Source organism: Sinorhizobium sp. 8-89 (assembly GCF_030124325.1).
Classification (GTDB): Bacteria; Pseudomonadota; Alphaproteobacteria; order Rhizobiales; family Rhizobiaceae; genus Sinorhizobium.
Genome location: NZ_JASKLR010000001.1, coordinates 805,138 through 831,428, shown reverse-complemented (window position 1 = coordinate 831,428; position 26,291 = coordinate 805,138). Strand labels below are relative to the sequence as shown.

General features: G+C 61.4%; 27 protein-coding genes and 1 pseudogene. 14 read left to right on the top strand and 14 right to left on the bottom strand.

Annotated elements, in window-relative coordinates:
* Positions 1-105: 105 nt before the first annotated feature.
* From QN219_RS04055 to gatB, 5 genes are all read right to left on the bottom strand, one after another.
* The gene (locus QN219_RS04055) at positions 106-558 is read right to left on the bottom strand and encodes a DUF2155 domain-containing protein (RefSeq protein WP_405052079.1); all 453 of its coding nucleotides are present in this window, start codon (positions 556-558) and stop codon (positions 106-108) included.
* 213 nt (positions 559-771) lie between these two features.
* The gene (locus QN219_RS04050; RefSeq protein ID WP_283998110.1) at positions 772-1,167 is read right to left on the bottom strand and encodes an NADH:ubiquinone oxidoreductase subunit NDUFA12; all 396 of its coding nucleotides are present in this window, start codon (positions 1,165-1,167) and stop codon (positions 772-774) included.
* 108 nt (positions 1,168-1,275) lie between these two features.
* A complete protein-coding gene (locus tag QN219_RS04045) occupies positions 1,276-1,740 on the bottom strand; it encodes a GNAT family N-acetyltransferase (RefSeq protein WP_283998108.1) in 465 nt (154 codons plus the stop codon).
* Between the two features lie 103 nt (positions 1,741-1,843).
* The gene (locus QN219_RS04040) at positions 1,844-2,341 is read right to left on the bottom strand and encodes a GNAT family N-acetyltransferase (RefSeq protein ID WP_283998106.1); all 498 of its coding nucleotides are present in this window, start codon (positions 2,339-2,341) and stop codon (positions 1,844-1,846) included.
* A gap of 2 nt (positions 2,342-2,343) precedes the next feature.
* The gene (gene gatB / locus QN219_RS04035; protein ID WP_283998104.1) at positions 2,344-3,846 is read right to left on the bottom strand and encodes an Asp-tRNA(Asn)/Glu-tRNA(Gln) amidotransferase subunit GatB; all 1,503 of its coding nucleotides are present in this window, start codon (positions 3,844-3,846) and stop codon (positions 2,344-2,346) included.
* 163 nt (positions 3,847-4,009) lie between these two features.
* Between gatB and QN219_RS04030 the strand changes: the two genes are divergently transcribed.
* Complete coding sequence (locus tag QN219_RS04030; protein ID WP_283998103.1) at positions 4,010-4,312, top strand: DUF1294 domain-containing protein; 303 nt, start codon at positions 4,010-4,012, stop codon at positions 4,310-4,312.
* A 176-nt stretch (positions 4,313-4,488) separates the two neighbouring features.
* Positions 4,489-4,743: a YjhX family toxin gene (locus QN219_RS04025; RefSeq protein WP_269276507.1), complete on the top strand. Its 255-nt coding sequence runs from the start codon at positions 4,489-4,491 to the stop codon at positions 4,741-4,743.
* On the opposite strand, the gene QN219_RS04020 is transcribed toward QN219_RS04025, so the two are convergent.
* The 5 genes and pseudogenes from QN219_RS04020 to QN219_RS04000 all read right to left on the bottom strand — a co-directional run bounded on the left by QN219_RS04020 (position 4,730) and on the right by QN219_RS04000 (position 8,434).
* Positions 4,730-5,497 carry a GGDEF domain-containing protein gene (locus QN219_RS04020; RefSeq protein WP_283998102.1) on the bottom strand — a complete coding sequence of 256 codons (768 nt, stop codon included), beginning with the start codon at positions 5,495-5,497 and terminating at the stop codon, positions 4,730-4,732. The two genes, QN219_RS04025 and QN219_RS04020, sit on opposite strands and share 14 nt — an antisense overlap.
* Before the next feature lie 68 nt (positions 5,498-5,565).
* Positions 5,566-5,691, bottom strand: a pseudogene (locus QN219_RS04015) (GNAT family N-acetyltransferase); the annotation flags it as partial.
* Between the two features lie 114 nt (positions 5,692-5,805).
* Positions 5,806-7,287 (bottom strand): Asp-tRNA(Asn)/Glu-tRNA(Gln) amidotransferase subunit GatA, encoded by a 1,482-nt coding sequence (gene gatA, locus QN219_RS04010; RefSeq protein WP_283998100.1) that lies wholly within the window; start codon positions 7,285-7,287, stop codon positions 5,806-5,808.
* Positions 7,288-7,337: 50 nt separating this feature from the next.
* On the bottom strand, positions 7,338-7,625 hold the full coding sequence (gatC, locus tag QN219_RS04005; RefSeq protein ID WP_283998097.1) for an Asp-tRNA(Asn)/Glu-tRNA(Gln) amidotransferase subunit GatC: 288 nt from the start codon (positions 7,623-7,625) through the stop codon (positions 7,338-7,340).
* A 104-nt stretch (positions 7,626-7,729) separates the two neighbouring features.
* Positions 7,730-8,434: a metal-dependent hydrolase gene (locus QN219_RS04000; protein ID WP_283998096.1), complete on the bottom strand. Its 705-nt coding sequence runs from the start codon at positions 8,432-8,434 to the stop codon at positions 7,730-7,732.
* A gap of 165 nt (positions 8,435-8,599) precedes the next feature.
* Here QN219_RS04000 and ruvX point away from each other — a divergent pair, with 165 nt between their 5' ends.
* A complete protein-coding gene (gene ruvX / locus QN219_RS03995; RefSeq protein WP_283998094.1) occupies positions 8,600-9,082 on the top strand; it encodes a Holliday junction resolvase RuvX in 483 nt (160 codons plus the stop codon).
* On the opposite strand, the gene QN219_RS03990 is transcribed toward ruvX, so the two are convergent.
* Complete coding sequence (locus QN219_RS03990; RefSeq protein WP_283998092.1) at positions 9,031-9,372, bottom strand: DUF6105 family protein; 342 nt, start codon at positions 9,370-9,372, stop codon at positions 9,031-9,033. The genes ruvX and QN219_RS03990 overlap by 52 nt on opposite strands.
* Positions 9,369-9,524: a hypothetical protein gene (locus QN219_RS03985; RefSeq protein ID WP_283998090.1), complete on the bottom strand. Its 156-nt coding sequence runs from the start codon at positions 9,522-9,524 to the stop codon at positions 9,369-9,371. Before QN219_RS03985 ends, QN219_RS03990 begins: the two co-directional genes overlap by 4 nt.
* Positions 9,525-9,682: 158 nt before the next feature.
* Between QN219_RS03985 and QN219_RS03980 the strand changes: the two genes are divergently transcribed.
* Complete coding sequence (locus QN219_RS03980; RefSeq protein WP_283998088.1) at positions 9,683-10,618, top strand: AEC family transporter; 936 nt, start codon at positions 9,683-9,685, stop codon at positions 10,616-10,618.
* Here the strand turns inward: QN219_RS03980 and QN219_RS03975 are convergent.
* The gene (locus tag QN219_RS03975) at positions 10,600-12,252 is read right to left on the bottom strand and encodes an acyl-CoA dehydrogenase family protein (RefSeq protein ID WP_283998087.1); all 1,653 of its coding nucleotides are present in this window, start codon (positions 12,250-12,252) and stop codon (positions 10,600-10,602) included. The two genes, QN219_RS03980 and QN219_RS03975, sit on opposite strands and share 19 nt — an antisense overlap.
* A gap of 149 nt (positions 12,253-12,401) precedes the next feature.
* On the opposite strand from QN219_RS03975, the gene QN219_RS03970 reads away from it, so the two are divergent.
* The 10 genes from QN219_RS03970 (at position 12,402) to rpmG (ending at position 24,370) form a co-directional block, all read left to right on the top strand.
* Positions 12,402-13,343 (top strand): aspartate carbamoyltransferase catalytic subunit, encoded by a 942-nt coding sequence (locus QN219_RS03970; RefSeq protein ID WP_173512564.1) that lies wholly within the window; start codon positions 12,402-12,404, stop codon positions 13,341-13,343.
* Entirely contained in the window at positions 13,340-14,632 is a 1,293-nt protein-coding gene (locus tag QN219_RS03965) for a dihydroorotase (protein WP_283998085.1), read from the top strand. The genes QN219_RS03970 and QN219_RS03965 overlap by 4 nt, the downstream gene beginning before the upstream one ends.
* A 29-nt stretch (positions 14,633-14,661) precedes the next feature.
* A complete protein-coding gene (gene plsY, locus QN219_RS03960) occupies positions 14,662-15,273 on the top strand; it encodes a glycerol-3-phosphate 1-O-acyltransferase PlsY (protein WP_283998084.1) in 612 nt (203 codons plus the stop codon).
* On the top strand, positions 15,273-16,424 hold the full coding sequence (dprA, locus tag QN219_RS03955) for a DNA-processing protein DprA (protein WP_283998083.1): 1,152 nt from the start codon (positions 15,273-15,275) through the stop codon (positions 16,422-16,424). The genes plsY and dprA overlap by 1 nt, the downstream gene beginning before the upstream one ends.
* A gap of 231 nt (positions 16,425-16,655) precedes the next feature.
* Positions 16,656-19,331, top strand: a complete 2,676-nt coding sequence (topA, locus tag QN219_RS03950) for a type I DNA topoisomerase (protein ID WP_283998081.1) — start codon at positions 16,656-16,658, stop codon at positions 19,329-19,331.
* A 2-nt stretch (positions 19,332-19,333) separates the two neighbouring features.
* On the top strand, positions 19,334-21,703 hold the full coding sequence (gene rnr, locus QN219_RS03945) for a ribonuclease R (protein ID WP_283998080.1): 2,370 nt from the start codon (positions 19,334-19,336) through the stop codon (positions 21,701-21,703).
* Between the two features lie 39 nt (positions 21,704-21,742).
* Complete coding sequence (locus QN219_RS03940) at positions 21,743-22,198, top strand: DUF983 domain-containing protein (protein ID WP_283998279.1); 456 nt, start codon at positions 21,743-21,745, stop codon at positions 22,196-22,198.
* A complete protein-coding gene (locus QN219_RS03935) occupies positions 22,195-22,911 on the top strand; it encodes an NUDIX hydrolase (protein ID WP_283998078.1) in 717 nt (238 codons plus the stop codon). The genes QN219_RS03940 and QN219_RS03935 overlap by 4 nt, the downstream gene beginning before the upstream one ends.
* A gap of 13 nt (positions 22,912-22,924) precedes the next feature.
* The gene (locus tag QN219_RS03930; protein WP_283998077.1) at positions 22,925-24,109 is read left to right on the top strand and encodes an MFS transporter; all 1,185 of its coding nucleotides are present in this window, start codon (positions 22,925-22,927) and stop codon (positions 24,107-24,109) included.
* A gap of 93 nt (positions 24,110-24,202) precedes the next feature.
* The gene (rpmG, locus tag QN219_RS03925) at positions 24,203-24,370 is read left to right on the top strand and encodes a 50S ribosomal protein L33 (RefSeq protein ID WP_153436600.1); all 168 of its coding nucleotides are present in this window, start codon (positions 24,203-24,205) and stop codon (positions 24,368-24,370) included.
* Between the two features lie 549 nt (positions 24,371-24,919).
* On the opposite strand, the gene QN219_RS03920 is transcribed toward rpmG, so the two are convergent.
* Positions 24,920-26,287: a PleD family two-component system response regulator gene (locus QN219_RS03920; RefSeq protein ID WP_283998075.1), complete on the bottom strand. Its 1,368-nt coding sequence runs from the start codon at positions 26,285-26,287 to the stop codon at positions 24,920-24,922.
* Positions 26,288-26,291 lie beyond the last annotated feature (4 nt).

The following is a 26,291-nucleotide window of genomic DNA, read 5'->3' as shown; positions in this document are numbered from 1 at the left end:
ATTGCTTGCCGGTTCAAGGTCAGCCATGCAGCAATTCGAAGTCTTTGCGCGTGTGACAAGACGGGCGGCGCTGAAAGATATGTCGCAGCGACGGTTGCCAGGAATCTACTGCTTCGCTGCAGTGTCCGGCGGCGGTAGGTCGGACGTCGTCTTGCAGGATTGCAGCCAGACGTCATAGACGGGGTGTTCAACGGCATTCAGGCCCGGGCTGTCAGCGAACATCCAGCCGGTGAAGATGCGCCGGATCTTGCGATCGAGCGTGATCTCTTCGACTTCCACGAAGGTCGTGGTCTTCGGCGCCTCGGTGTCGTCGCGGCTGTAGCAGACGCGCGGCGTTACCTGCAGCGCGCCGAATTGCACGGTCTCGCCGATATAGACGTCGAACGTTGTGATGCGGCCGGTGATCTTGTCGATACCGGAAAAAACCGCGACGGGATTGGAAAGACGCGTTGCACGCGCGATATCGGTGGAGGACATCAACGGCAGCGCCATCAGCAGCGCAAGGCTCGCTCGACGAGCCGCCCGGCCGATCCAATTCTGCAGACAGAAACCTGCCATTTACGCCAGTCTCCCCCGCGCTTTCCTATTCGTGCCGGGAGTGGTTCGTTCCAGTTGAACCATGCACCAACTCCAACTTCTGTTTGCCGCATTTCCGGACGGCAACCGATTTCCGCGTCACCTGGAACTGCTCCGGCCTTCAGGCGCTAAACCCGAAATGTGGCTGCGCCATGATCGAGGGGTTCGCTCATATCTTGTACAGATGAACCGGGCTCAGGAGCGTGGCGTCCAGGCGTCGTAGTCGCCGGTAACGCGCGGGCGCTCGCCCGCGCCCGCGATCGACCCTTTCGGGCGATAGGCGTTCGGCGTGCCCGTCTGGTTCGAACGATGCGGCTTCTGCCACTCGCGGGCTACGTATTTCTCGTCGGCGGGGGAAATGTCCGTACGGTGATGCATCCAGCCGTGCCAGCCCGGCGGGATCGCCGAAGCCTCTGCAGGCCCACTGTAGATCACCCAGCGCCGCGTACGACCTTCGGAATCCGTGCCACCCTGATAGTAGACGTTGCCGAACTCGTCTTCCCCCACGCGCTTGCCAAAGCGCCAGGTATGAAAACGCGTACCTATCGTCTGTTGGTTCCACCAGGTGAAAATCTGCAGCAGAAGCTTCATGGGTGTCTTCCTTCACCGGCTGTTGGGAAAGCAGCCGGACATCAATATCATGCTCCCGCTTATGCCCCGCCACTCATGCCTTGTCCAGTGATTCTGCTTTTCCGCCAGTCATTTCAGCCGCATCTTGAAGCCGATATGACTGCGCTCAAAACCAAGACGCTCGTAAAATCGATGCGCATCGGCTCGCACGACGTTGGAGGTCAGTTGGACCTTCGAAGCTCCCTTCTCCCGAGCCTCGGCGATCGCATGACGAACCATGCTCTCGCCGATGCCGAGACCCCGCATGTCTTCGCGTGTCTGTACGGCCTCGATCACGAGGCTCGAACTGCCTCGCCCGGGAAGCGATGTCAGAAGCGCCGTCTGGAACGTGCCTACCACCTCGCCGCGGAGACTAGCTACATACAGGGTCTGGTGGGGCGACCCGCTGATCTCTTCGAACGCCGAGAGATAGTCGCCGAAAGCTTCCGGTTCAGTCGTATCGCCGTGCCCGCCGAGCCGATCGTTGGCAAAAAGGGCAATGATCGCGGGCAAGTCCCCGCGCTCGGCTTGGCGGATTTCGAGGTCGATCGTCATTTCCCGTTTTTCCCGTGCCATCAACGCTGCGGCGCATCAATCACCAGGAGGCTACAATTTCATGACAACCGGAGCGTATTCGCATCGAAACTGACCGCGAGGGCTAGGGAAGGCGCTTCTCCAGGATAAGCGCCGGCACGCCCGACTGTTCGTCTCCGCAATTCTCCGTCCTTCCGACTTCGGAAAAGCCATGCGCCCGATAGAATGCCAATGCGTGAAGGTTTTGTGGCTCGACTTCCAAGCGCATGCGCTCAGCATCCGGAAAACAGGTTTCGAGTTCGGCAAACATGTCGCGGCCGATGCCCTGTCCTTGATATTTCGGAAGAACGTAGAGTTGATGGAGGACGGCGGTTTTCGCAAGCGAGTCCGACATCGCCGCATAGCCCATGCCGGCGAGCTCTCTGCCGTTGTCAGCAACGACGAATTCGGCATTCTTTCGCTGCAGGCGCTTTCTCAAGGCGTCGATCGAATGCCATCTGGCGGTGAGTTCGTCGACTTTGTCGGCTCCGTAAAGCGTGTCGTAGGTCGCATGCCACGTCTCGGCCAGCAAGGCGCGGACCTTTTCGAGGTCGCGCTCGCTGGCCGTGCGGACGAAAAACATGGTCATTCCTCGATGCCGAGCTTGGCCTTGACCAGCGCCTGGACAGCCTGCGGGTTCGCCTTGCCGCCCGTTGCCTTCATGACCTGGCCGACGAACCAGCCGGCGAGCGAAGGCTTTGCCTTGGCCTTCTCCACCTGGTCCGGATTGGCGGCAATGATTTCATCGACGGCCTTCTCGATTGCACCGGTATCGGTGACCTGCTTCATGCCGCGTGTCTCGACGATCTCAGCCGGGTCGCCGCCCTCGTTCCAGATGATCTCGAAGACGTCCTTGGCGATCTTGCCGGAGATGGTTTCGGCCTTGATGAGGTCGATGATACCGCCGAGCTGAGCGGCAGAAACCGGAGTCTCTTCAATGGTTTTGCCGGCTTTGTTCAAGGCGCCCAGCAGGTCGTTGATGACCCAGTTGGCTGCCATCTTGCCGTCGCGTCCGGCGGCCACCGCCTCGAAATAGTCGGCAATCGCTTTCTCCGACACGAGAACCGAGGCGTCGTAGATCGAAAGGCCCATGTCGCGGACGAAGCGCTCCTTCTTGTCGTCCGGCAGTTCCGGAAGATCGGCCTTCAAGGCCTCGACGAACGCGTCGTCGAATTCGAGCGGCAGCAGGTCCGGATCTGGGAAGTAACGATAGTCATGCGCCTCTTCCTTCGAGCGCATGGAACGCGTCTCGCCCTTGTTCGCGTCGAAGAGCCGCGTTTCCTGATCGACGACGCCGCCATCCTCGAGGATCGCGATCTGACGGCGCGCCTCGTATTCGATCGCCTGGCCGACGAAGCGGATCGAGTTGACGTTCTTGATTTCGCAGCGCGTGCCGAAAGGCTCGCCGGGGCGGCGGACGGAAACGTTGACGTCTGCCCGCATCGAGCCTTCGTCCATGTTGCCGTCGCAGGTGCCGAGATAACGCACGATCGAGCGCAGCTTGGTGAGATACGCCTTCGCCTCGTCCGACGACCGCAAGTCCGGCTTCGAAACGATTTCCATCAATGCGACGCCCGAGCGATTGAGATCGACATAGGACATGGACGGATGCTGATCGTGCATGGACTTTCCGGCATCCTGCTCCAGATGCAGACGCTCGATGCCGATCTCGACATCCTCGAACTGTCCCTGGCGGTCCGGCCCGATCGAAATGATGATCTTGCCTTCGCCGACGACCGGATCCTTGTACTGCGAGATCTGATAGCCCTGCGGCAGGTCCGGATAGAAGTAATTCTTCCGGTCAAAGATCGAGCGATTGTTGATCTTGGCCTTGAGGCCGAGACCGGTGCGAACCGCCTGCTTGACGCACTCCTCGTTGATGACAGGCAGCATGCCCGGCATAGCGGCATCGACCAGCGAGACATTGGCATTGGGCGCATTGCCGAATTCCGTCGACGCACCCGAGAACAGTTTCGAGTTGCTGAGCACCTGGGCATGGACTTCCATGCCGATGACCACTTCCCAGTCGCCGGTTGCACCGGGAATGAAGCGTTTCGGATCGGGAGTGCGGACGTCGACAATGCTCATGTCATGCTCTTCTTTGAAGCCTGAATTTCGAGGTTTCTCGGTAGAGCAATTGGACCGCTGGCGCAAGGCTTGTGAGGCCGGGGAAGACGGGCCGCCGAGACCGGCGGCCGCGATTAACGAAGCTTTGGGCACCTCGTGCCTACTATCACCCATGTCGCCAACGATGACCCTCATCACTGTCGCAAGTATCAACCTTGCCACCTACTGTTTGTATTGGCTGGACAAACGGGCGGCGCAACGGACCGCTTGGCGCGTGTCGGAGCGCATGCTGCTGACGTTTGCCGCTGCCGGCGGCTCACTCGGTGCGCTCGTCGCGTGTCATGTGCATCGACACAAGACACGCAAAGAACCATTCCGGACCTTGCTTCTCGCCATCGTCGCGTTCCACATCGGCCTGGTTGTCGCCATTGCTCTTACAGATCCAGAACTGCCGTCACTTCTTGACGCCTGGGCGGCCATTTCTTAGAAGAATCACCGTCCGAATGGAGTCTTGATGTTCTTTCAGTCTGAGTCCCGGTAAGGGCCCTGCCCGCGGTCACCACGACCTGCGCGCACGGGCCGGAAACGTGAACCCCGCTCATCCCAGGATTTGCGGAACGTTTTCTTGCGTTCTCACGAGCGCCATTCCGGAATACTCAAACCATGGACATCTCGCGCGCGGAACAGCGCATTCTTCATCATTTGGCCCAAGGCGGCCGCATTGAAATTACCCGCGAAGGCAAGGCTATCGCCGAAATCCGTTGTTTCACACGAGACGGCTGGGTCTATCCCGGCGTCGATCTCGAGCTTTTTCGCAAGCTGAAACAAAAAAAGGCGATCAAGTCCTCGGGCGGAAAGCCCTACCGCATCACGGAGCGCGGTCTCTATCTCGTCAGATCGGAACTCAACAACCGCTGAGTGCTCCAACTCCGATCATCCCCGGAGATGTTGCGATCTCCGGGGCGTTGACGGGATCCGTCTGGATCGGCCTCACGTTTGAACGATCGCTTACGCCGGTATCGCCCTTTCGGCGGGGACCGGTCCAACGACGCGGTCCCGCCCCCGCCGCCTTGGCGCCGTAGAGGGCGATATCGGCTTGCGACAGCAGGTATGAGAGCCCCAGCTTCGGCGATGCCAGCATTGTGACGCCGACGCTTGCCGTGACACTCAACTTACCGCCGTGTTCGAGATCGACGGTCGCAGAACGCACGCCGTGCACGACGCGCTCTGCCGCGTCGCTTGCGTCTTGCAGGGACTGGCGCGCGAGCACGATCGCGAACTCTTCGCCGTCGAGCCGGCCCAGGAGATCATCTGCCCGCAGGGTGCCGGACATGGTTCGTGCCACGACCTGCAACACACGGTCGCCGACGGCATGCCCGTGAGTATCGTTGATGGCCTTGAAATGGTCGATGTCGAGCATCATCGCGAAGGCGCTTTCGTTGCTCTTCTCCAGCCGCGCAATCAAGGCGCTCGCGCGCGCCAGACAGTGGGTAAGAGAGTCGTAGTTGACCGCATGTGAAAGGCGGGCGATCAGGCTGCGGCGCGCCATGTCGATGCTCGACACCGTCAAAAGCCCGAGGGCAAGCAGCGTTATCCCAAGCCGGGTCGATGTCAGCGTCGCTTCGGCAACGCCGCTCACCCCAAGGCGCAAGGCGCCAGAGGCAACCGTCATCTAAGTCAAGAGGCAGACAATCATCGTCAGCGCCGTGGTCGCGAGATCCCGGCATCAACTTGCTGAAATTAGTTCTGAGGAAACTCGTCGGTCGAGTCTGAGATGAGCGGTTTGCTTAGCCCGATGAATTGGACGTCACGATCGAGCTTCTGCGAATAGGCCGTCGATAGCCAATTCACGCGATAACCAGATCGGCGAGAAGCCGAATTTCGCTTTGACGGGCATGGCGGACAATGAACATGGAGCGGTCCCTTTCCGCTCCACTACATCATTTCTTCCGCTGCGTGGCCAGCGATCGGCTGGGCCTGTTACCACCATTTGGACGGTGTGAAGCGGCCAGCCGACTGTTCGATAACATGCGCCGTCTTGAAGAGCGTTTCTTCCTCGAACGGCTTGCCGATGAGCTGTAGGCCAAGCGGAAGGCCCTTGCGATCGAGCCCACCCGGCACCGCAATGCCCGGCAGCCCGGCCATGTTGACGGTAACGGTGAAGATGTCGTTCAAGTACATCTTCACCGGATCGGCTGCGAGATCCTCGTCGGCAATGCCGAAGGCAGAGGACGGCGTCGCCGGCGTCAGGATCGCGTCGATACCTGCATCGAAAACGACCTCAAAGTCGCGTTTGATCAGCGTCCGGACCTTCTGCGCGCGCAGATAATAGGCGTCGTAGTAGCCGGCGGAGAGCACGTAGGTGCCGATCATGATGCGGCGCTTGACCTCCTGGCCGAAGCCGGCAGCCCGCGTCTTCTCATACATGTCAATGATATCCTTGCCGTCGACGCGCAGGCCGTAACGGACACCGTCGTAGCGCGCGAGGTTCGACGACGCCTCGGCGGGCGCGACGATATAATAGGCCGGCAACGCGTATTTCGTGTGCGGCAGCGAGATGTCGACGATCTCGGCACCGGCGTCCCTCAGCCAGGCAATGCCCTGCTGCCAGAGCGCCTCGATCTCCTCCGGCATGCCGTCAACGCGGTATTCCTTCGGGATGCCGATCCTCATGCCCTTGATCGACTGGCCGATCGACGCCTCATAATCGGGCACGGGCAAGTCGACGGAGGTCGTATCCTTCGGATCGATGCTGGCCATCGACTTCAAGAGGATCGCCGCATCGCGCACGTCTCGCGCGATCGGGCCGGCCTGGTCGAGCGAGGAGGCAAAGGCGACGACGCCCCAGCGCGAGCAACGGCCATAGGTCGGCTTGATGCCGACAGTACCGGTGAAGGCGGCCGGCTGGCGGATCGAGCCGCCGGTATCCGTCGCCGTCGCACCGGCGCAGAGATGGGCCGCGACCGCGGCCGCAGAACCGCCGGAAGAACCGCCCGGCACGAGGTCAAGGTTGGAGCCCTTGGCGCGCCACGGGTTCTTGACCGGTCCGTAGTAGGACGTCTCGTTGGAAGAGCCCATGGCGAACTCGTCCATGTTGAGCTTGCCGAGCATCACGGCACCGTCGTTCCAGAGGTTCTGGGTAACCGTCGATTCGTAGCGCGGCTCGAAACCATCAAGAATATGACTACAGGCCTGCGTGTGAACGCCCTCGGTACCGAAGAGATCCTTGATGCCGAGCGGAATGCCTTCCAGGGCACCGGCTTTGCCGGCCGCGATACGGGCATCGGAAGTCTTCGCCATCTCGCGGGCCTTTTCCGGCGTCACGGCGACATAAGCGTTGATCGTGTCGTTGGCCGCCTCGATCGCGGCGATGTAGGCATCCGTCAATTCGACCGCCGTGATTTCCTTGGCGGAAAGCTTCGCGCGGGCTTCGGCAATCGTGAGGCTTGTAAGTTCGGTCATGATGTATTCGGGCTTTCGCAATCGGAAACGTCGGGGCGGGAGGCGGTTTCTTACTCGACCACTTTCGGGACGACGAAGAAGTTGCGGTCCGAATTCGGCGCATTGGCGACAACGTCAGCCGCCTTGCCGCCGTCGGCGACGATGTCTGCGCGCTTCTTCATGTTCATCGGCGTTACCGAAGTCATCGGCTCGACGCCGTCGACATTCACTTCGGACAGTTGCTCGACGAAGCCGAGGATGCCATTGAGCTCGCCCATCATCCGCGCGGCTTCCTCTTCGCTGACGGCGATGCGGGCAAGGCGCGCGACGCGCTTCACGGTGGCAAGGTCTACGGACATGATCGTCTCCGGTATCTCAAAGTTTCCCCCGCTATAAAGACGAGTTGCACAACGTGCAACGGGCGAATGTCACCGGCAGGCTTCGCGCCGGCAACCATTGCTCTTTAAAGAGTGACAATCCCACCGACTTCCGGCGTTGCCACCAGCGTCGAGGCGCCATCCATGCCGGCGACGAAGGTCTGGGGCGTCTGATCGACGATCGGAAACGAACCATAGTGGCAGGGGATGGCAGTGTTGAATCTGAAATAGCGCTGACAGGCGAGAGCGGCCACGGCGCCGCCCATGGTGAAGCGGTCGCCGATCGGCACGATGCCGATGTCCGGTTCGTGCAGTTCGTGGATCAGGGCCATATCCGAGAAAATATCCGTGTCGCCCATATGATAGAGCGTCGGTTCGTCCTCGAAGTGGAGCACGAGGCCGCCGGCGCTGCCGAGCGAATGGGAAACGCCATCTTCGGTGATCTGCGCCGAGGAATGAACCGCATTGACGAATGTTGCGGAAAAGCCGTCAAGCTGAATCGTGCCGCCGGTATTGCCCGGTTCCATCTTCGACACGCCCTGCCGCCCAAGCCACATGCAAAGGTCGAAGTTGCCAAGCACCGTGGCCCCCGTTTCCTTGGCAATCGCGACGGTGTCGCCGACATGATCGCCATGGCCATGCGTGAGCAGGATATGCGTGAGCCCCGCGGTGGCCGCCTTGCGATCGCTTTCACGGAACGCCGGGTTTCCGGTGAAGAAGGGATCGATCAGGATTTTGGCTTTCGCCGTCTCGATGTGGAAGGCGGAATGGCCGAGCCATTTGATCTTCATGATGTTCTCCTTGGACCAGGGTAAGTTTGAGCGAGCAACCCGGGCAACCGAACCTGAGGGCGTTGTCGTTCTTAAAGAGTTAGGGCGAACCGCGCTGATGATTTATGTGTTGGACCAGCATATGGATCAGACGACACAAGTGGAAAGATCGAATCGGGAAATCCCATGGCAATTCTTACGATCGAAGAACTGGCAGCGCGTTTGCCGCCCAACCAGGCGATTGCCGGGCTCGACCTCGGCACGAGGACGATCGGGCTGTCGGTCTCCGATCTCGGACGGCGCTTCGCGACACCGCGCGACGTGATCCGGCGCGTCAAGTTCGGCGTCGATGCGCAGGCGCTTCTCTCCGTGGCGGAGAAAGAAAAGGTCGCAGCCTTTATCATCGGCCTGCCCGTCAATATGGACGGGACCGAGGGGCCGCGCTGCCAGGCGACACGCGCCTTCGTCAGAAATATGGGAGAGAAAACCGATATCCCCTTTGTCCTCTGGGACGAGCGGCTTTCGACGGTCGCCGCGGAGCGGGTGCTGATCGAGATGGACGTATCTCGGAAGAAGCGAGCCGAGCGCATCGACTCCGCCGCCGCTTCCTTCATTCTTCAGGGAGCGCTAGACAGGTTGGCGTCGCTCGCAAACGCCTCCCGCGATTGAGCGGTGCCGCGCCTGCCGAAACGACGTCGGTACCAGGCAAGGATCTCCCGGCGTTTCCTGACCGCGACCAGCGCAAATACGATGGCGCTATCCACCACCATTGCCCGCGCGACGAGCGGCGGAATGGTTTCGGGCGGAATTCCGAGCACGTGGCCATAGATCGCGAAAACCAGGTCATGCGCCTGACGCGTCAACATGAAGACGCCGAAGCTCATGTCGTAATAGGAAAGACCATACCAGCCGGTCAGCAGGGTAACCGGGGCGCCCCAAAAGATCAGGAGCCACTTCATACGCTCGCCCTTTCCGAGATCCGCCGGCGGAGCAGCGGATAGAGCGCTCTCTCGACCAGCACAAACGCCAGAAGAGCGGCCGCAAGCACCCCGATGTCGAGTGCCAGGCCGGCAAAAAAAATCATCATGATGATCAACAAACCAGTTCTCATCGAACCGCTCCGTTCTCGATTTCCTGCCCCAATCTCCACCCTTGGGCACGCGCCTGCAACGTAAACCATTTGTTAAGGTTAACATTTACAAGCGAAGTTCGGCTTGCGACTGGCCGTGGTGCGAACTATGCGTAAGCCTCCCTGTGCATGGACCCGTCATGACTGTCATCTTCGAGAGCATTCTGCCTATCTTCCTGCTCGTGCTTCTTGGGGTCTGGCTTCGACGGTCGAAGCTCATCGATCAGGGGCTGTGGATGGGGCTCGAGCAGTTCGGGTACTATCTTCTTTTCCCCGCGCTGCTTTTCTCGACCTTGGCCGAGGCGGACTTCACCGGAATGAAGGCCGACGCAACGGCGATCGCGACCATCGGCAGCGTTACAGCTATGTCGACCGCACTCCTTCTGAGCTGGCCGCTCCTGCGCGGCCGCCAGATCTCCGGCGCTGCCTTCACCTCGATCTTTCAGACCGCGACGCGTTGGAACGCCTTCATCGCGCTGGCCGTTGCGCAAAAGCTCTACGGCGCGATCGGTCTCAGCCTGACCGCGCTGGTGATGACGCTGATCATCATCCCGATCAATTTCTACAATGTCGCCGTGCTCGTCTGGTTCGGCGGCGGCGGTCGCGGTCTCGGGTTCTTCTTCCTGAAGATCATCACCAATCCTTTGATCATTTCGTCGGCGCTTGGGATATTGTTCAACATCACCGGCATCGAGCTCTATGCACCGGTGATGACGGCAATCGACATGCTGGCGACGGCCTCACTTAGCCTCGGCCTGATCATGGTTGGTGCCGGTCTCAAGATCGCAGACGCCTTGAGGCCGAGCAGCGCCGCGATTCTGGCGGTCACGCTCAAGCTAATCGTCATGCCGGCTTTTATGGTCGGAGCCAGTGCGCTGCTCGGCATCCGCGGCGATGCGCTGCTGGTGATAGCGCTGGGAGCGGCCGTTCCGACAGCCATGAACGGCTATCTTCTCGCCAAGCAGATGGGGGGAGATGCAGAACTCTATGCCGCGGTCGCGACGGTTCAGACGGCGTTATCCTTCTTTACGATACCGCTCGTCCTTTCCGCCACCGGTTACGTCGCGGCCGGGTAGAGCAGATCGAGCACATAGCCCGAATCGAAGCGCGAATCGAGCATGCCGTAAGTGGAGCGCCAACCCGCCGCGAGACGCGACTCGAGGAAGGCGTCGGCGATGCGCCCGGCCCCGAGCCGATAAAGTTCAGCAGCAGCAGCGGCAAGCGCAAGCTGTTCGACCAGCATGCGGGCGGCACCTTCGTCGCGCTCGCAGAGCGACATGGCGGCGCGAAGGACATCGATCGTCTTTCGGCCGGCGGGGCCGAGATCACGGCTGAAGACACCGAAAAGCTGTTCGAACAATTCCTTGCGGCGCCCGAGCACGCGCAGAACGTCAAGCGCCATGACGTTGCCGGATCCCTCCCAAATGGCATTGACCGGCGCCTCGCGATAGTGTCGGGCGAGTGCCCGCTCCTCGACGTAGCCGTTGCCACCGAGACATTCCATCGCCTCGTAGATCAAGGCGGGCGCGATCTTGCAGCACCAATATTTTGCGACCGGCGTCATGATGCGGGCATAGGCGGCTTCCTCGGCGCTGCCGTGGGCCTTGTCGAAGGCATCGGCAAGACGGAACGACAGTGCGCTCGCCGCGGCGACGTCGAGCGCCATGTCGGCCAAAACACGCGTCATCATCGGCTGGCTGACCAGCGCCTTTCCAAAGACCTTGCGGCCGCGGGTGTGGTGCACGGCTTCGGCGAGCGAAGCCCGCATCATGCCCGCCGAAGCAAGCGCACAGTCGAGCCGCGTCAATGTCACCATGTCGAGGATGGTGCGGATGCCGGCGTCGGGAGTTCCAAGAACGAAGCCGAACGTGTCGGAAAACTCCACCTCCGACGAAGCATTGGAGCGATTGCCGAGCTTGTCCTTCAGGCGCTGAAAGCGCAGTCCGTTGGCGGAACCATCCTCGAGCAGCCTCGGCACTAGGAAGCAGCCGAGCCCGTCGCGCGTCTGCGCGAGCATCACGAAAGCATCGCTCATCGGCGCCGACATGAACCACTTGTGGCCGTTCAGACGGTAGATACCCTCCCCCACGCGCTCTGCAGTCGAGGTGTTGGCCCGCACATCGGTGCCGCCCTGCTTCTCCGTCATGCCCATGCCGATGGTGACGGCGGTCTTCTGCATCCAGGGGCGGTTGGAGGAGTCATATTTGCGCGAGAGGATCTTCGGCGCCCATTCTTTCTGGACTGCCGGAGACGCCGTGATAGCGGCAACCGACGCACTCGTCATCGTCAGCGGGCAGAGATGACCGCATTCCAGCTGGGCTGTCAGATAGAAGCGGATCGCCCTCGCCTTGTGCGAGCGGCCTCTTTCATCCGCCAGGTTCTCCCAGGCGGACGAATGCAGACCCGTCGTCATCGACCGGCGCATCAGCGCATGCCAGGCCGGATGGAAGTCGACGACATCGAGGCGCTCGCCGCGAGGTCCGTGGGTCTTCAACTTTGGCACGCCCTCATTGGCCATGCGCGCCAGTTCCTGCGCTTCCGGCGACGTGACGTACCGTCCGAGCACGTCAAATTCGTCGCGCAACGTCTTCGGCATGCTCGACGTGATATCGACGACGAGAGGATCGGAGCGATAGGCGTTGACACCGGACCAGGGTTTTGGCTGGTTCAGCTCGGCGAGTTTCTGTTCAGTCCGGTTCATCTGATTCATGGGCCGGTTCTAGCGCAAGTTTCGCAGGCGCGAAACAGGCGCGCCCTGAGGCCCACGCAAGTTTTCTGCGGAAGGGGTGGCGCGCCGCTTGCCCGGCCCCTGACCACGCTTTATAGAGCGAGCCAAATTATAGAGTGCAAGGGCGGCTCATGATCACTTTCCCGCATCGCCACCTGCTCGGCATCAAGGGCCTCACGGAACAGGACATCACCCTCCTGCTCGATCGCGCCGACGAAGCCGTCAAGATCTCCCGGCAGAGGGAGAAGAAAACCTCCTCGCTGCGCGGGCTGACGCAGATCAATCTTTTCTTCGAAGCCTCGACCCGGACGCAATCCTCCTTCGAACTGGCGGGCAAGCGCCTCGGCGCCGACGTCATGAACATGTCCGTCGGCAATTCCTCGGTGAAGAAGGGCGAAACGCTGATCGACACGGCGATGACGCTGAACGCAATGCATCCCGACGTGCTGGTCGTGCGCCACTCCTCGGCGGGCGCGGCGGCTCTGCTCGCCCAGAAGGTCTCCTGCTCGGTCGTCAATGCCGGCGACGGTCAGCACGAACATCCGACCCAAGCGCTCCTCGACGCGCTGACGATCCGCCGCGCCAAGGGCAAGCTCTCGCGGATCATCGTCGCAATCTGTGGCGATGTGCTGCATTCGCGTGTCGCCCGGTCCAACATTCTGCTGCTCAACGAGATGGGAGCGCGCGTGCGCGTCGTCGCACCGGCGACGCTGCTGCCCGCCGGCATCGCGCAGATGGGTGTCGAGGTCTATCATTCCATGGCGGAAGGCTTGAAGGACGCGGACGTAGTGATGATGCTGCGGCTCCAGCGCGAGCGCATGACCGGCTCTTTCGTGCCCTCGGTGCGCGAATATTTCCACTATTACGGCCTCGACGCTGAAAAGCTGAAGGCAGCCAAGGACGATGCGCTGGTGATGCACCCGGGCCCGATGAATCGCGGCGTCGAGATCGCTTCCGAAGTCGCCGACGGTCCGCAGAGCGTCATCGAGCAACAGGTCGAGATGGGTGTTGCCGTGCGCATGGCGGTGATGGAAACGCTTCTCCTTTCGCAGAACCAGGGGCCGCGCCTATGACCAGACCACTCGTTCTGAAAAACCTGCGCATTGTCGATCCTTCGCGCAATCTCGACGAAACGGGCTCGATCATCGTCGGCAGCGACGGCCGCATCCTTGCAGCCGGTAGCGACGCCCAGAACCAGGGCGCACCGGATGGTGCCTTCGTGAAGGATTGCGGGGGCCTTGCGGCTGTCCCGGGCCTCGTCGATGCACGTGTCTTCGTCGGCGAGCCCGGAAGCGAGCATCGTGAGACGATCGAATCGGCTGCGCGGGCTGCAGCGACGGGTGGCGTCACGTCGTTCATCGCCATGCCGGACACCGATCCCGTCATCGACGAAATTGCCCTCGTGGAATTCGTACAGAAGACGGCGCGCGACAAGGCGCTCGTCAATGTCCACCCTGCTGCAGCCCTCACCAAGGGACTGCTCGGCGAAGAAATGACCGAAATCGGACTACTTCGCGACGCGGGCGCTGTCTGCTTCACCAACGGCCGGCAACCGGTTCACGACACGCTCGTGTTGCGCCGCGCGATGACGTATGCGCGCGAATTCGGAGCGGTTATCGCTCTTGAGACCCGCGACAAATACCTTGGCGCCAACGGCGTCATGAACGAAGGCCTGCTCGCAAGCTGGCTCGGCCTCGCGGGCGTGCCGCGCGAAGCGGAGATCATTCCACTCGAACGCGACCTTCGCATCGCCGGATTGACCAGGGTCGCTTACCACGCCGCGGAGATTTCCGTACCGGAATCGGCCGATGCCGTGCGCGCCGCGCGAGAGCGCGGGACCAATGTCACCTGCGGCATCTCGATCAATCATCTGACGTTGAACGAGAACGACATCGGCGAATATCGGACCTTCTTCAAATTGTCGCCTCCGTTGCGCGGCGAAGACGACCGCGTCGCAATGACAGAGGCGCTTGCCAACGGGACCATCGACATCATCGTATCGTCGCACGATCCGCAGGATGTCGACACCAAGCGCCTGCCCTTCTCCGACGCGGCCGACGGTGCGATCGGCCTCGAAACCCTCGCGGCGGCAGCCCTTCGGCTCTACCACAGCGGCCAAGTACCGCTGATGCGCCTGATCGATGCGATGTCGACGCGCCCGGCCGCGATCTTCGGCCTCGATGCAGGCACGCTGAAACCAGGCGCGAAAGCGGACATCACAGTTCTCGATCTGGAAGAGCCTTGGGTCCTCTACGAAAAGGCGCTGGTTTCCCGCTCGAAGAACACACCTTTTGAAAATGCCCGCTTTACCGGACGGGTCGTCCAAACTTATGTTGCAGGCAAGCTGGTGCATTCAGCGTAAGGCCGGAGCTGTCAGGCGGGGAGGAACCGGTGGAGTTATTATCCTGGCAGCTCGGGCTGCCCGCGACGTTCGTATGTCTCGTCTTCGGCTATCTTCTGGGATCGATCCCCTTCGGACTCGTTCTCACCCGCATGGGAGGCCTCGGCGATGTTCGCAAGATCGGCTCGGGTAACATCGGCGCAACGAACGTGCTTCGAACCGGCAACAAGAAGCTTGCTGCGGCAACGCTGCTCCTCGATGCCCTCAAAGGCACAGCCGCCGCCGTCGTCGCCTCTCTTTGGGGTATTGAGGCCGGTATTGCCGCCGGCCTCGCCGCTTTCCTCGGACATCTTTATCCAGTCTGGCTTTCGTTCAAGGGCGGCAAGGGCGTCGCAACCTACATCGGCGTGTTGCTGGGCCTTGCACCGGTCATGGTGCTCGTCTTCGGCGCAATCTGGCTCACCATGGCCAAGGTCACGCGCTACTCGTCGCTCAGCGCCCTCACTGCGACCGCTATCGTGCCGCTGGTGCTTTATGCCACCGGATATGGGAAAGTAGCGCTGCTGTTCGCAATCATGACCGTCATCACCTGGATCAAACACCGTGCGAACATCCAGCGGTTGCTCAGCGGCACGGAAAGCCGGATCGGAGAAAAGGGATGATGCTGAACGTCAGCGCCCAACAAAGAGGAATCGCGCTGACGGAACGGCAGAAAATCGCCTGGCTGAGGCTCATTCGCAGCGACAATGTCGGACCTGCCACCTTCCGAGACCTGATCAATCACTTCGGCACGGCAGAGGCCGCTCTTGAAGCACTGCCGGAGCTTTCCCGGCGCGGCGGCTCGGAGCGTGCATTTCGCATTGCGACGGCGGTAGATGCGGAACGCGAGCTCGAGGCGGCGCACCGGTTCGGCGCCGTTTTTGTCGGGATCGGCGAGCCGGACTATCCGCCGGCATTGAGAGAGATCGACGGCGCTCCGCCGCTACTTGCCATGAAGGGTCATATCCAGGCGGCAACGCGCCCCTCCCTCGGCATCGTCGGTTCGCGCAATGCCTCCGTGAGCGGCGCGAAATTCGCCGCCATGGTCGCGCGCGATGCGGGGGCTGCAGGCTATGTCATCACCTCGGGGCTTGCCCGTGGCATCGATACGGCCGCCCACCGCGCAAGTCTCCAGACCGGCACGATCGCAGCGCTTGCCGGCGGCCTCGACCAGCCTTATCCGCCGGAGAATATCGGGCTGTTGCAGGAGATGACATCCGGCGAAGGACTGGCGATCAGCGAAATGCCATTCGGCTGGGAACCCCGCGCGCGTGATTTTCCGCGGCGAAACCGGCTCATCGCCGGCGTCAGCCTTGGCGTTACCATCGTCGAGGCGGCCAACCGCTCCGGTTCACTAATCACCGCCCGTTACGCGGCCGACTTCGGCAGGCTGGTCTTCGCGGTTCCCGGATCGCCACTCGATCCGCGCTGCCACGGTACGAACGACCTCTTGAAACAGGGCGCGACCGTCACGACCTCTTCGGCGGACGTTCTGGAAGCGCTCGCGCCGCTCACGCGCAACGACCTCCTTACGCGCCTCGACATCAAGGAACCGGCGATCGAGAACACGCGCACGGCACCTGCGGCGCCCGATGACGGCGAGCGCAACCGCATCGTCGAAGCGCTTGGGCCAACGCCGGTCGAAATCGACGACATCATCCGCCATACCGCGCTCTCCGCCTCCCAGGTCCACCTCGTGCTTCTGGAACTGGATCTCGCAGGCCAGCTTTGCCGGCACGGCGCCGGCCTGGTGTCTCTTAATCCCAAGGAGTGACGTGCCAGAAAAGGCAAGGCCACGCGCCATTGGGGCACATGCAAACTCGCAGGACGAAACGACCTTCGGTTGCGGAATTTCGGATATTGCCGCTTGGTTGCAGTCCATGGCGATGTTGCTATTTTCAATGAAACCCCTTGACCGCGCCCGAATCCCTGTCCATTTCGTGGCGTCAACATCCGGCGCGCAGCATTTGCGCTTTGCCAAAAGAGATTGTCTCAGAGAATGACGATGAATGTTGTAGTGGTGGAATCGCCTTCCAAGGCCAAGACGATCAACAAGTACCTAGGCCCCGGCTACAAGGTGCTTGCCTCGTTCGGCCACGTGCGGGACCTGCCTGCCAAGGATGGGTCCGTCCGCCCGGATGAAGATTTCGAGATGTCCTGGGAGGTCGACGGCGCCTCGGCGAAACGCATGAAGGATATCGCCGACGCCGTGAAATCGTCCGATGGACTGATCCTCGCGACTGACCCGGATCGCGAGGGCGAGGCAATCTCCTGGCACGTGCTGGACCTTCTCAAGAAGAAGAAGGTCATCGGTGACAAGCCGGTCAAGCGTGTTGTCTTCAACGCGATCACGAAAAAGGCCGTGCTCGATGCCATGGCCGACCCTCGTGATATCGATATCTCGCTGGTCGACGCCTATCTCGCCAGACGGGCGCTCGACTATCTCGTCGGTTTCAATCTCTCCCCCGTCCTCTGGCGCAAGTTGCCGGGCGCGCGCTCGGCCGGCCGGGTGCAATCGGTAGCGCTGCGTCTCGTCTGCGATCGCGAAGCCGAAATCGAACGCTTCGTCACCGAGGAATACTGGAACCTCTCGGCGCTCCTGAAGACGCCGCGCGGCGATGAATTCGAGGCGCGCCTCGTTTCCGCCGACGGCAAGCGGCTGCAGCCGAAGGCGATCGGCAACGGCGAGGAGGCCAACCGGCTGAAAACGCTGCTCGATGGCGCGACCTATGTCGTCGACAGCGTCGACGCGAAGCCGGTCAAGCGCAATCCGGCGCCGCCCTTCACCACCTCGACGCTGCAGCAGGCCGCCTCTTCCAAGCTCGGCTTCTCGGCCTCGCGCACGATGCAGGTGGCGCAGAAACTCTACGAAGGCGTCGACATCGGCGGCGAGACCGTCGGTCTCATCACCTATATGCGTACCGATGGCGTACAGATGGCGCCCGAAGCGATCGAGGCTGCGCGCCTGGCGATCGGCACCCAGTTCGGTGAACGGTATCTGCCGGAGAAGCCCCGCTTCTATTCCACCAAGGCGAAGAACGCCCAGGAAGCGCACGAGGCCATCCGCCCGACGGATTTCAACCGCGTGCCCGACCAGGTGCGCCGTTTCCTCGACGGCGATATGCTCAAACTTTACGATCTCGTCTGGAAGCGCGGCATCGCGAGCCAGATGGCTTCAGCCGAAATCGAGCGGACGACCGCCGAGATCACCGCTGACAACGGCGGCAAGAAAGCTGGTCTCAGAGCTACCGGTTCGGTCATCCGTTTCGACGGCTTCATTGCCGCTTACACCGATATGAAGGAAGACGGCGAGCAGCCCGACGATGGCGACGAGGGAGGTCGGCTGCCGGAGATCAACGCGCGAGAAAATCTCGCCAAGCAGAAGATCAATGCCACCCAGCACTTCACCGAGCCGCCGCCGCGCTACTCGGAAGCGACACTGATCAAGAAGATGGAAGAACTCGGCATCGGCCGCCCTTCGACCTATGCCGCAACGGTCACGACGCTCATTGACCGGGACTATGTGACGACGGACAAGCGCAAGCTTGTGCCCCAGGCCAAGGGCCGTCTCGTGACAGCGTTTCTGGAGAGCTTCTTCACGCGCTATGTGGAATATGATTTCACCGCGTCGCTGGAGGAAAAGCTCGATCAGATTTCCGCTGGCGACCTCAACTGGAAGGACGTCCTGCGCGAGTTCTGGAAAGACTTCTTCTCGCAGGTCGAAGACACCAAGGAACTGCGCGTCACCAACGTGCTCGACGCCCTCAACGAGGAACTGGCGCCACTCGTCTTCCCGAAACGGGAAGATGGCAGCGACCCGCGCATCTGCCAGGTCTGCGGAACGGGAAAACTTTCGCTGAAGCTCGGCAAATACGGTGCGTTCGTCGGCTGCTCCAACTATCCGGAGTGCAACTACACACGCCAGCTTTCCTCCGAAACCAACGGCGACGCGGAAGCCTCGGTGTCGAACGAGCCGCTGAACCTCGGCAAGGATCCGCATACCGGCGAGGAAATCACGCTCCGCAGCGGCCGCTTCGGACCCTACGTCCAGCGCGGTGACGGCAAGGAAGCAAAGCGCTCCAGCCTGCCGAAGGGCTGGACGCCGGCATCGATCGACCATGAAAAGGCCATCGCGCTGCTGTCGCTGCCGCGCGATATCGGCGCGCATCCGGAAACCGGCAAGATGATCTCCACCGGGCTCGGCCGCTATGGACCCTTCGTCCTTCACAACGGTACCTACGCCAACCTGGATTCGATCGAGGATGTTTTCGCGATCGGGCTCAACCGCGCGGTTTCGGTGCTCGCAGACAAGGAGTCGAAGGGCGCCAACGGCTCCCGCGGACGCACTACCGCGGCCGCGCTCAAGGAACTTGGAGAGCACCCAGACGGCGGCCCGATCACCGTGCGCGACGGGCGGTTTGGCCCCTATGTTAACTGGGGCAAGGTCAATGCGACGTTGCCGAAGGGCAAGGATCCGCAATCCGTGACCGTGGAAGAGGCACTGACGCTCATTGCCGAACGCGCGGCCAGGGGCGGTCCAACAAAAGGCAAGGCGTCCAAAGCGAAATCAACGGCGGCAAGGGCCACCAAGTCTGCCTCGAACGGCGCGGCAAAGGCCGCCAAGCCGAAGACCGCCGCGAAGGCCAAATCGAAAACGGCCGCGAAGGCCAAGAAGGACTGACGTTGACCAGAATCCCGCGCGACCCGACCCAACGGCCCGTAAAGGGCGCAGGCAAGAAGAACGGCAGCGCGGCCGAGACGGCACCTGCCGCCGAAAAGGAAACGATCATTCACGGCGCGGTTCCGCCTCGCGATGTGCTGATGCGTTTCATCGCCGAGAACCCGCAGCAGGCGTCGAAGCGGGAAATCGCGAAGGCCTTCGGCTTGAAGGGGGAGGCACGCGTCGAGCTGAAGGCGCTGCTGCGCTCGCTCGAGGAAGACGGGCTGGTCGAAAAGAAGCGCAAATCGCTCGTCCGTCCGGGTGCCCTGCCGCCTGTCACAGTGCTCGACATCACGATACGCGACATCGATGGCGAATTGATCGGCCGGCCGGCGGAGTGGCTGGATGACGACGGCGTTGCGCCCGCGGTTCTTATCAAGCAATCCGCTGTCGGCAAGGCAAAGGGCAAGGCGCCGATCGGCGGCCTCGGCGACCGGGTGCTGGCAAAGATATTCCCCTCAAAGGACCGCGGCGGCCCCGCCTTTACGGCTCGCATCATCAAGATTCTCGACAAGCGCAAAGATGCCGTGCTCGGTGTCTTTCGAGCCACGCCCGGCGGTGGCGGACGGCTGATGCCGATCGACAAACGCGGTGAAGAGATTTTGGTCGACCCGGACTTCACCGGCGACGCTCAGGACGGCGATCTCGTGGAGGTGCACCTTGCCCGCCTCGGACGCTACGGGCTGCCGCGCGCCCAGGTGCAGAACGTCATCGGTTCCGTGGCGTCGGAGAAGGCGATCTCGATGATCGCCATCCATGCACATGGGATACCCTACGTCTTTTCCGAGCGCGTGCTGAAGGAGGCCGAGGCAGCGCGCCCGGCGACGATGGAACACCGCGAGGACTGGCGGTCGCTGCCGCTGATCACGATCGATCCCGCCGATGCCAAGGACCACGACGACGCCGTTTACGCCGAGCCGGATCCCTCACTCGACAATCCGGGCGGCGTGATCGTCACCGTCGCGATTGCCGACGTCTCCTGGTATGTGCAGCCGAAGTCTGCGCTCGATCTGGAAGCATTGAAGCGCGGGAATTCGGTCTATTTTCCCGACCGTGTCGTACCGATGCTGCCCGAGCGCATTTCAAACGATCTTTGCTCACTGAAGGAAGGCGTCGACCGCCCCGCAATCGCTGTTCGGATGCGCTTTTCGAAAGAGGGTCGCAAGGCCGGACACACGTTCCACCGCATCATGATGCGCAGCGCAGCCAAGCTTTCCTACAACCAGGCTCAGGCCGCAATCGACGGGGCGCCGGACGAGAAGACCGGGCCGATCCTGGAAACGATCCTGAAGCCACTCTGGGAAGCCTATCGAATACTGACGCGCGGGCGCGATCGTCGCCAGCCGCTCGAGCTCAACATGCCAGAGCGCAAGATCATCCTGAAACCGGACGGCACCGTCGACCGTGTCTTCGTGCCGGAACGACTCGACGCGCACAAGCTGATCGAGGAAATGATGATCCAGGCCAATGTCGCGGCGGCAGAGACGCTGGAGCAGAAGCAGCAGGCACTTATCTACCGTGTTCACGATCAGCCGTCGCTCGCCAAGCAGGAGACGCTTCGCGAGTTCCTGGCGACGCTCGACATCTCGCTCGTCAAGGGCGGTAACATGCGTTCGAACCATTTCAACGGCGTGCTCTCGAAGGCCGAGGGCAAACCCTACGAGACCATGGTCAACGAAATGGTGCTGCGCTCACAAAGCCAGGCGATCTACAGCCCGGAGAATATCGGCCATTTCGGCTTGAACCTGATGAAGTATGCCCACTTCACCTCTCCCATCCGGCGCTATGCGGATCTGGTCGTGCATCGCGCCCTGATCACCGCGCTCGGCCTCGGCGCGGGTGGGACGACACCGCAGGAGGAAGGTACGCTTGACGACGTCGCCGCCGAGATTTCGACGTTCGAGCGGCGCGCAATGGCGGCCGAACGCGACACGATCGATCGGTTGATCGCGCATCACCTGAACGGACGCGTCGGTGAGGAATTCGACGGGCGCGTCTCCGGAGTCACGAGGGCGGGACTTTTTGTCACCCTCCCCGCCTATGGCGCCGACGGCTTTGTCCCTATATCTACGCTCGGTCGCGACTATTACATCTATGATGAGGCCCATCAGGCCCTGTCCGGTGAAAAATCCGGACTTGGCTATCGCCTCGGTGATCCGGTGCGCGTCAAACTGGAAGAGGCCGTGCCGCTTGCCGGCGCGCTCCGCTTCGAGATGTTGAGCGAAGGGCGAAAGATGCCGACCGCAACACGCTCCTTTCACAAGGCCGGTCGCCGCGAGCGACCTGGCGCGGGCAAACGACCGGGAACGCGAGCACCGCGAGGCAGACGATAGCGGCCGACAGGAATGCGGTCGGACATGAAGGATATCGCTATGAAGGCAACGGCCACGGAAGAGCTACAGCTCGGGGGAATGCAGGATGGCGAACGTCCCGTGATGCGCTCGATCAAGCGCGGCTTTCTCAGCCGGTGCCCCGCCTGCGGCGAAGCGCGTCTTTTCCGCGCCTTCATCAGGTCGGTCGACGCCTGTGCCGTCTGCGGCGAGCGCATGGATCATCATCGCGCCGATGATTTCCCCCCTTATATCGTCGTCACGATCATCGGCCACCTGGTGCTCGGGGGCTACATGATGACCGACCTCGTCTTCCCCCTTTCAACCTGGCAGCATCTGGCGATCTGGGCGCCGGTCACGGTCGCCAGTTCTTTGGCACTGCTGCAGCCGGTCAAGGGTGCCGTCATCGGGCTACAATGGGCCATGAAGATGCACGGTTTCGGCGGCAAGGAGGATGCCCCGGAGGACGTTCTTCCGGCGCGAGACCCTTCGGCATGACGTCGGAGTGCATCAGCGGCAGGGCACCTTCGCCGCAATCGGAGGCAACAAAAAGCCGGCTCGCGAGGCCGCGAGACGCCGCTTCCATCATGCTCCTCGACCGCTCCGACGCGCGCGTGCGCGTGCTGATGGGCAGGCGGCACAGCGCCCATGCGTTCATGCCAGACCTCTATGTTTTTCCCGGCGGCAGGCGCGATCCCTCCGACCACCGGCTGGCCTTTGCGGGTGATCTCCATCCGGCCGTTCTGCGGTCGCTGAGGTCGGTCGACGGGCGAGCGGTGACCGATGCACGCGCGCGGGCGCTGGCGCTGGCGGCCCTAAGAGAACTCTACGAGGAGGCCGGCGTCCGTGTCGGCAAGCCGAGGCTTGAACCAAACGCCGAGCTTCCCTTCCTTCCCGATCTTGCAAACTTGCGCTATATGGCTCGGGCCATCACTCCTCCGGGATACCCGAGGCGGTTCGACACGCGTTTCTTCGCGGTTTTCGCGGATGAGGCTGACATCGATGCTTCGCTGATTCTGGAAAGCCGGGAGCTTCAGGACTTGCAGTGGATCGATGTGAACGAATTTCCGCCCCTCCAAATACCGGAGATCACCGCCCTAATCCTTGCGGACCTGAGGAGCAGCCTCGAATCCGATCCCTCCCTTCCTCGTGAGAGGTCAGTGCCGTTTTACTTCACGCGCCGTGGGCGCTTTGTCCGCACGCTCCTCTAAGGGTTCTTTTCGAATGTCAAAGCCGCCGTCCGGTACGCCTGCACCGGTTGACGAAATTCACTGGCTTTCGCTGATTGCCGCCGTCGCCGCAATCACCGCGGTCGGCATTGCCATCGGCCTGGGGCTGCCGTTGCTCAGCATCATCATGGAGAAGCGCGGAATTCCGTCGACGCTGATCGGGTTCAACTCGGCAATGGCCGGCCTCGCCTCCATGGCAGCCGCCCCGTTCACGACGAAGTTCGCGCACCGCCATGGCGTCGCGCCGACAATGCTCCTGGCGATATTGTTTGCCGCCGCGAGCGCGCTCGGCTTTTACTACATCACCAATTTCTGGCTCTGGTTCCCCTTGCGCGTCGTCTTCCACGGCGCGATCACCGTCCTTTTCATCCTCTCTGAATTCTGGATCAATGCGACGGCGCCCCCTAACCGGCGGGGGTTCGTGCTCGGCATCTACGGCACCGTGCTTTCGCTCGGTTTCGCGAGCGGTCCCCTGCTCTTCTCGATTCTCGGTAGCGACGGGATATTACCCTTCGCCGTTGGCGCCGGCGTGATTCTGCTTGCGGCCATACCGATCTTTCTGGCGCGCAATGAAAGTCCCGTGCTCGACGAGAAGCCCGAGCGCCATTTCATGCGCTATGTCTTCCTCGTGCCCACGGCAACCGCCGCGGTATTCATTTTCGGCGCCGTCGAATCGGGGGGACTCTCGCTGTTCCCGATTTTCGGGACGCGGGCCGGCTTCACCGAATCGCAGGCAGCGCTGCTGTTGACGGTGATGGGCATCGGAAACTTCATCTTCCAGATTCCGCTCGGCATGCTGTCCGACCGAGTCAAGGATCGCCGCACGCTCCTTTCCGCGATGACGGTGATCGGCCTGATCGGCGCCCTGTGCCTGCCGATGCTGATCGAAAGCTGGATTCTGATGGCCCTTGTGCTGTTGTTCTGGGGCGGTTGCGTTTCAGGTCTCTACACAGTCGGCCTCAGCCATCTGGGTTCCCGGCTCCAGGGCGCTGACCTCGCCGCAGCGAATGCGGCCTTCGTTTTCTCCTACGCGGTCGGCACCGTCGCCGGCCCGCAGGTGATCGGAGCGGCGATGGACGTCACCGGCAACAGCGGTTTTGCCTGGGCGATCGCGGCGTTCTTCGGGCTTTATGTTGCGCTTTCAGTGGTCCGGATCGTTTTGAATCCAAAACGGCCTTGACTTTTCGGTCGCGATTTGTAGTTTCGCGCCAACCTTGACCGTGGCCCGCAACCGGTTGTCCACGGCTTTCATCTTTATAAAGGCAGGACGACCATGGCGAAAGCTACCACCATCAAGATCAAGCTTCTGTCGACAGCGGACACGGGTTTCTTCTACGTCACGACCAAGAACAGCCGTACGATGACGGAAAAGATGACGAAGACCAAGTACGACCCGATTGCGAAGAAGCATGTCGAGTTCAAGGAAACGAAGATCAAGTAAGATCAGCGTTCCAGTCTGTTTTAAAGCGCCGGCCGCAAGGTCGGCGCTTTTTCTTTGATCTTGTTGTCTTCGACGACGGCCTCAATGGTGCGCCGTTCCCGACGCTGGACAGCTCTATCTAGCTGAACCGAAACGAAAAACGCCGCCTCTTGCGAAGCGGCGTTTTGAAAGGGGGCCGGCTGACTTCCGACTGCGGCACGAGGAATCCGCGAACATCAGAGCCAGCCGACCGACCCCACGACCCAGGAGATGCGGCGGACCTGAGCATCATGGGGTAACCGATTGGTGACGGAAGGCATGCTTCCATACGTATCAGCATTGCCTGAAAATAAAAAAAAATCAACGAATTCTTAATCGCCGAAACAAGGTTGCTCGGCGTTTGGTTAATTCTGTCTCATATTCGGACAACGCCGAATCTGCCGCTTATGGAAATGCTTTGCCCCAGCACCAGCGGTCGAGCGGAGAATACAACTTTAAAGAAACTTAACAAGAGCCCGAAAAAGGCATTCTAATCGCGGTCGGGCGGCCGTGTTACTTGCTGCATCAAGGTCAGGCGGCTGCCGCCACTACCCTGTTGCGGCCGTTGTTTTTTGCTTGATACAGCGCCATATCGGCTCGCTTCAACAACGCTTCCGGCGTGTCGCCGTCTGCTCTCAGGCTGGAGATGCCAAGAGAGGCCGTGACGGAATGAAGCGTATCAGTCCGCGAAATGGGGAATGCACCGCTCTCAACCGCCAGACGAAGGCGCTCGGCGACGATTGCCGCCATTTCTGGCGTGGTGTCCGGCATGACGATCACGAATTCCTCGCCGCCAAACCGACACGCGAGATCGGCACCACGGACCGTCGCGCGCACGCGGTTAGCAAACTCGCGCAACACCTCGTCGCCTGCGTCATGGCCATAGGTATCGTTGACGTATTTGAAGCGATCGATATCGGTGATGCAGATGGAAAGCGGCCGACCGCGGGCAGCGGCGCGGTCCATCAATAGTTTCAGGTGATTGTCCAGATAACGGCGATTGTGCAGACCAGTGAGATCGTCGGTGATCGCCAATTCGATCGTCTGCTGGACGCTGGCCCGCAGCCGGTCATTGCAATGCTTGCGACGAATCTGCGTCAGTGAACGAGCCACAAGCTCATTGGGATCGACCGGGCGCATGACATAGTCCGTCACGCCAAGTTCGAGCGCCCGAACGACCATCTCGTCGCGCCCCTGCTCGGTGACGAGCAGGATCGGTATGAAGCGTGTGCGCTCCAGCGAACGCAGCTGCGAGCACAAGCGCAACGGATCGTAGTCATCGAAGTTTGCGTTGACGATGACGAGGTCGAAACTGCTTTCGGCCGCCTCGAACAAGGCCGCCTGGGGATCCGTTATGACCGAAACGTCGGCGATCGGTTTCAGCGCGCGCACAAGGCGTTCCTGGGATGAGGCGCGTGCGTCCACCAGGAGGATGTTGCCCGGCTCGTCCGGACGATCCGGCCGCGCAAGTTCCTGAAGGCCGATCGTTTGTGCCGTTTGCGCCCGCAGACGCAATTCATCGCTGACATTCTTCAGCCGCACCAGGCTTTTCACGCGCGACATCAGTTGCAAATCGTTGACCGGTTTTGTGAGGAAGTCGTCCGCCCCCGCCTTCAGCCCGCGCACGCGGTCGGACGGTTGATCGAGCGCAGTCACCATGACCACCGGAATATGCGAGGTACGGCTGTTTGCCTTCAACCTCTCACAAACCTCGAACCCGTCCATGCCCGGCATCATGATATCGAGCAGCACCAGGTCCACCGGCGTCCTTTCGCAGATCGCCAATGCCGATTGCCCATCCCCGGCCGTTAAAACGTCGAAATACTCAGCTACCAGACGCGCCTCCAGGAGCTTCACATTGGCTGGTACGTCATCGACGACGAGGATACGCGCTGTCATCTCA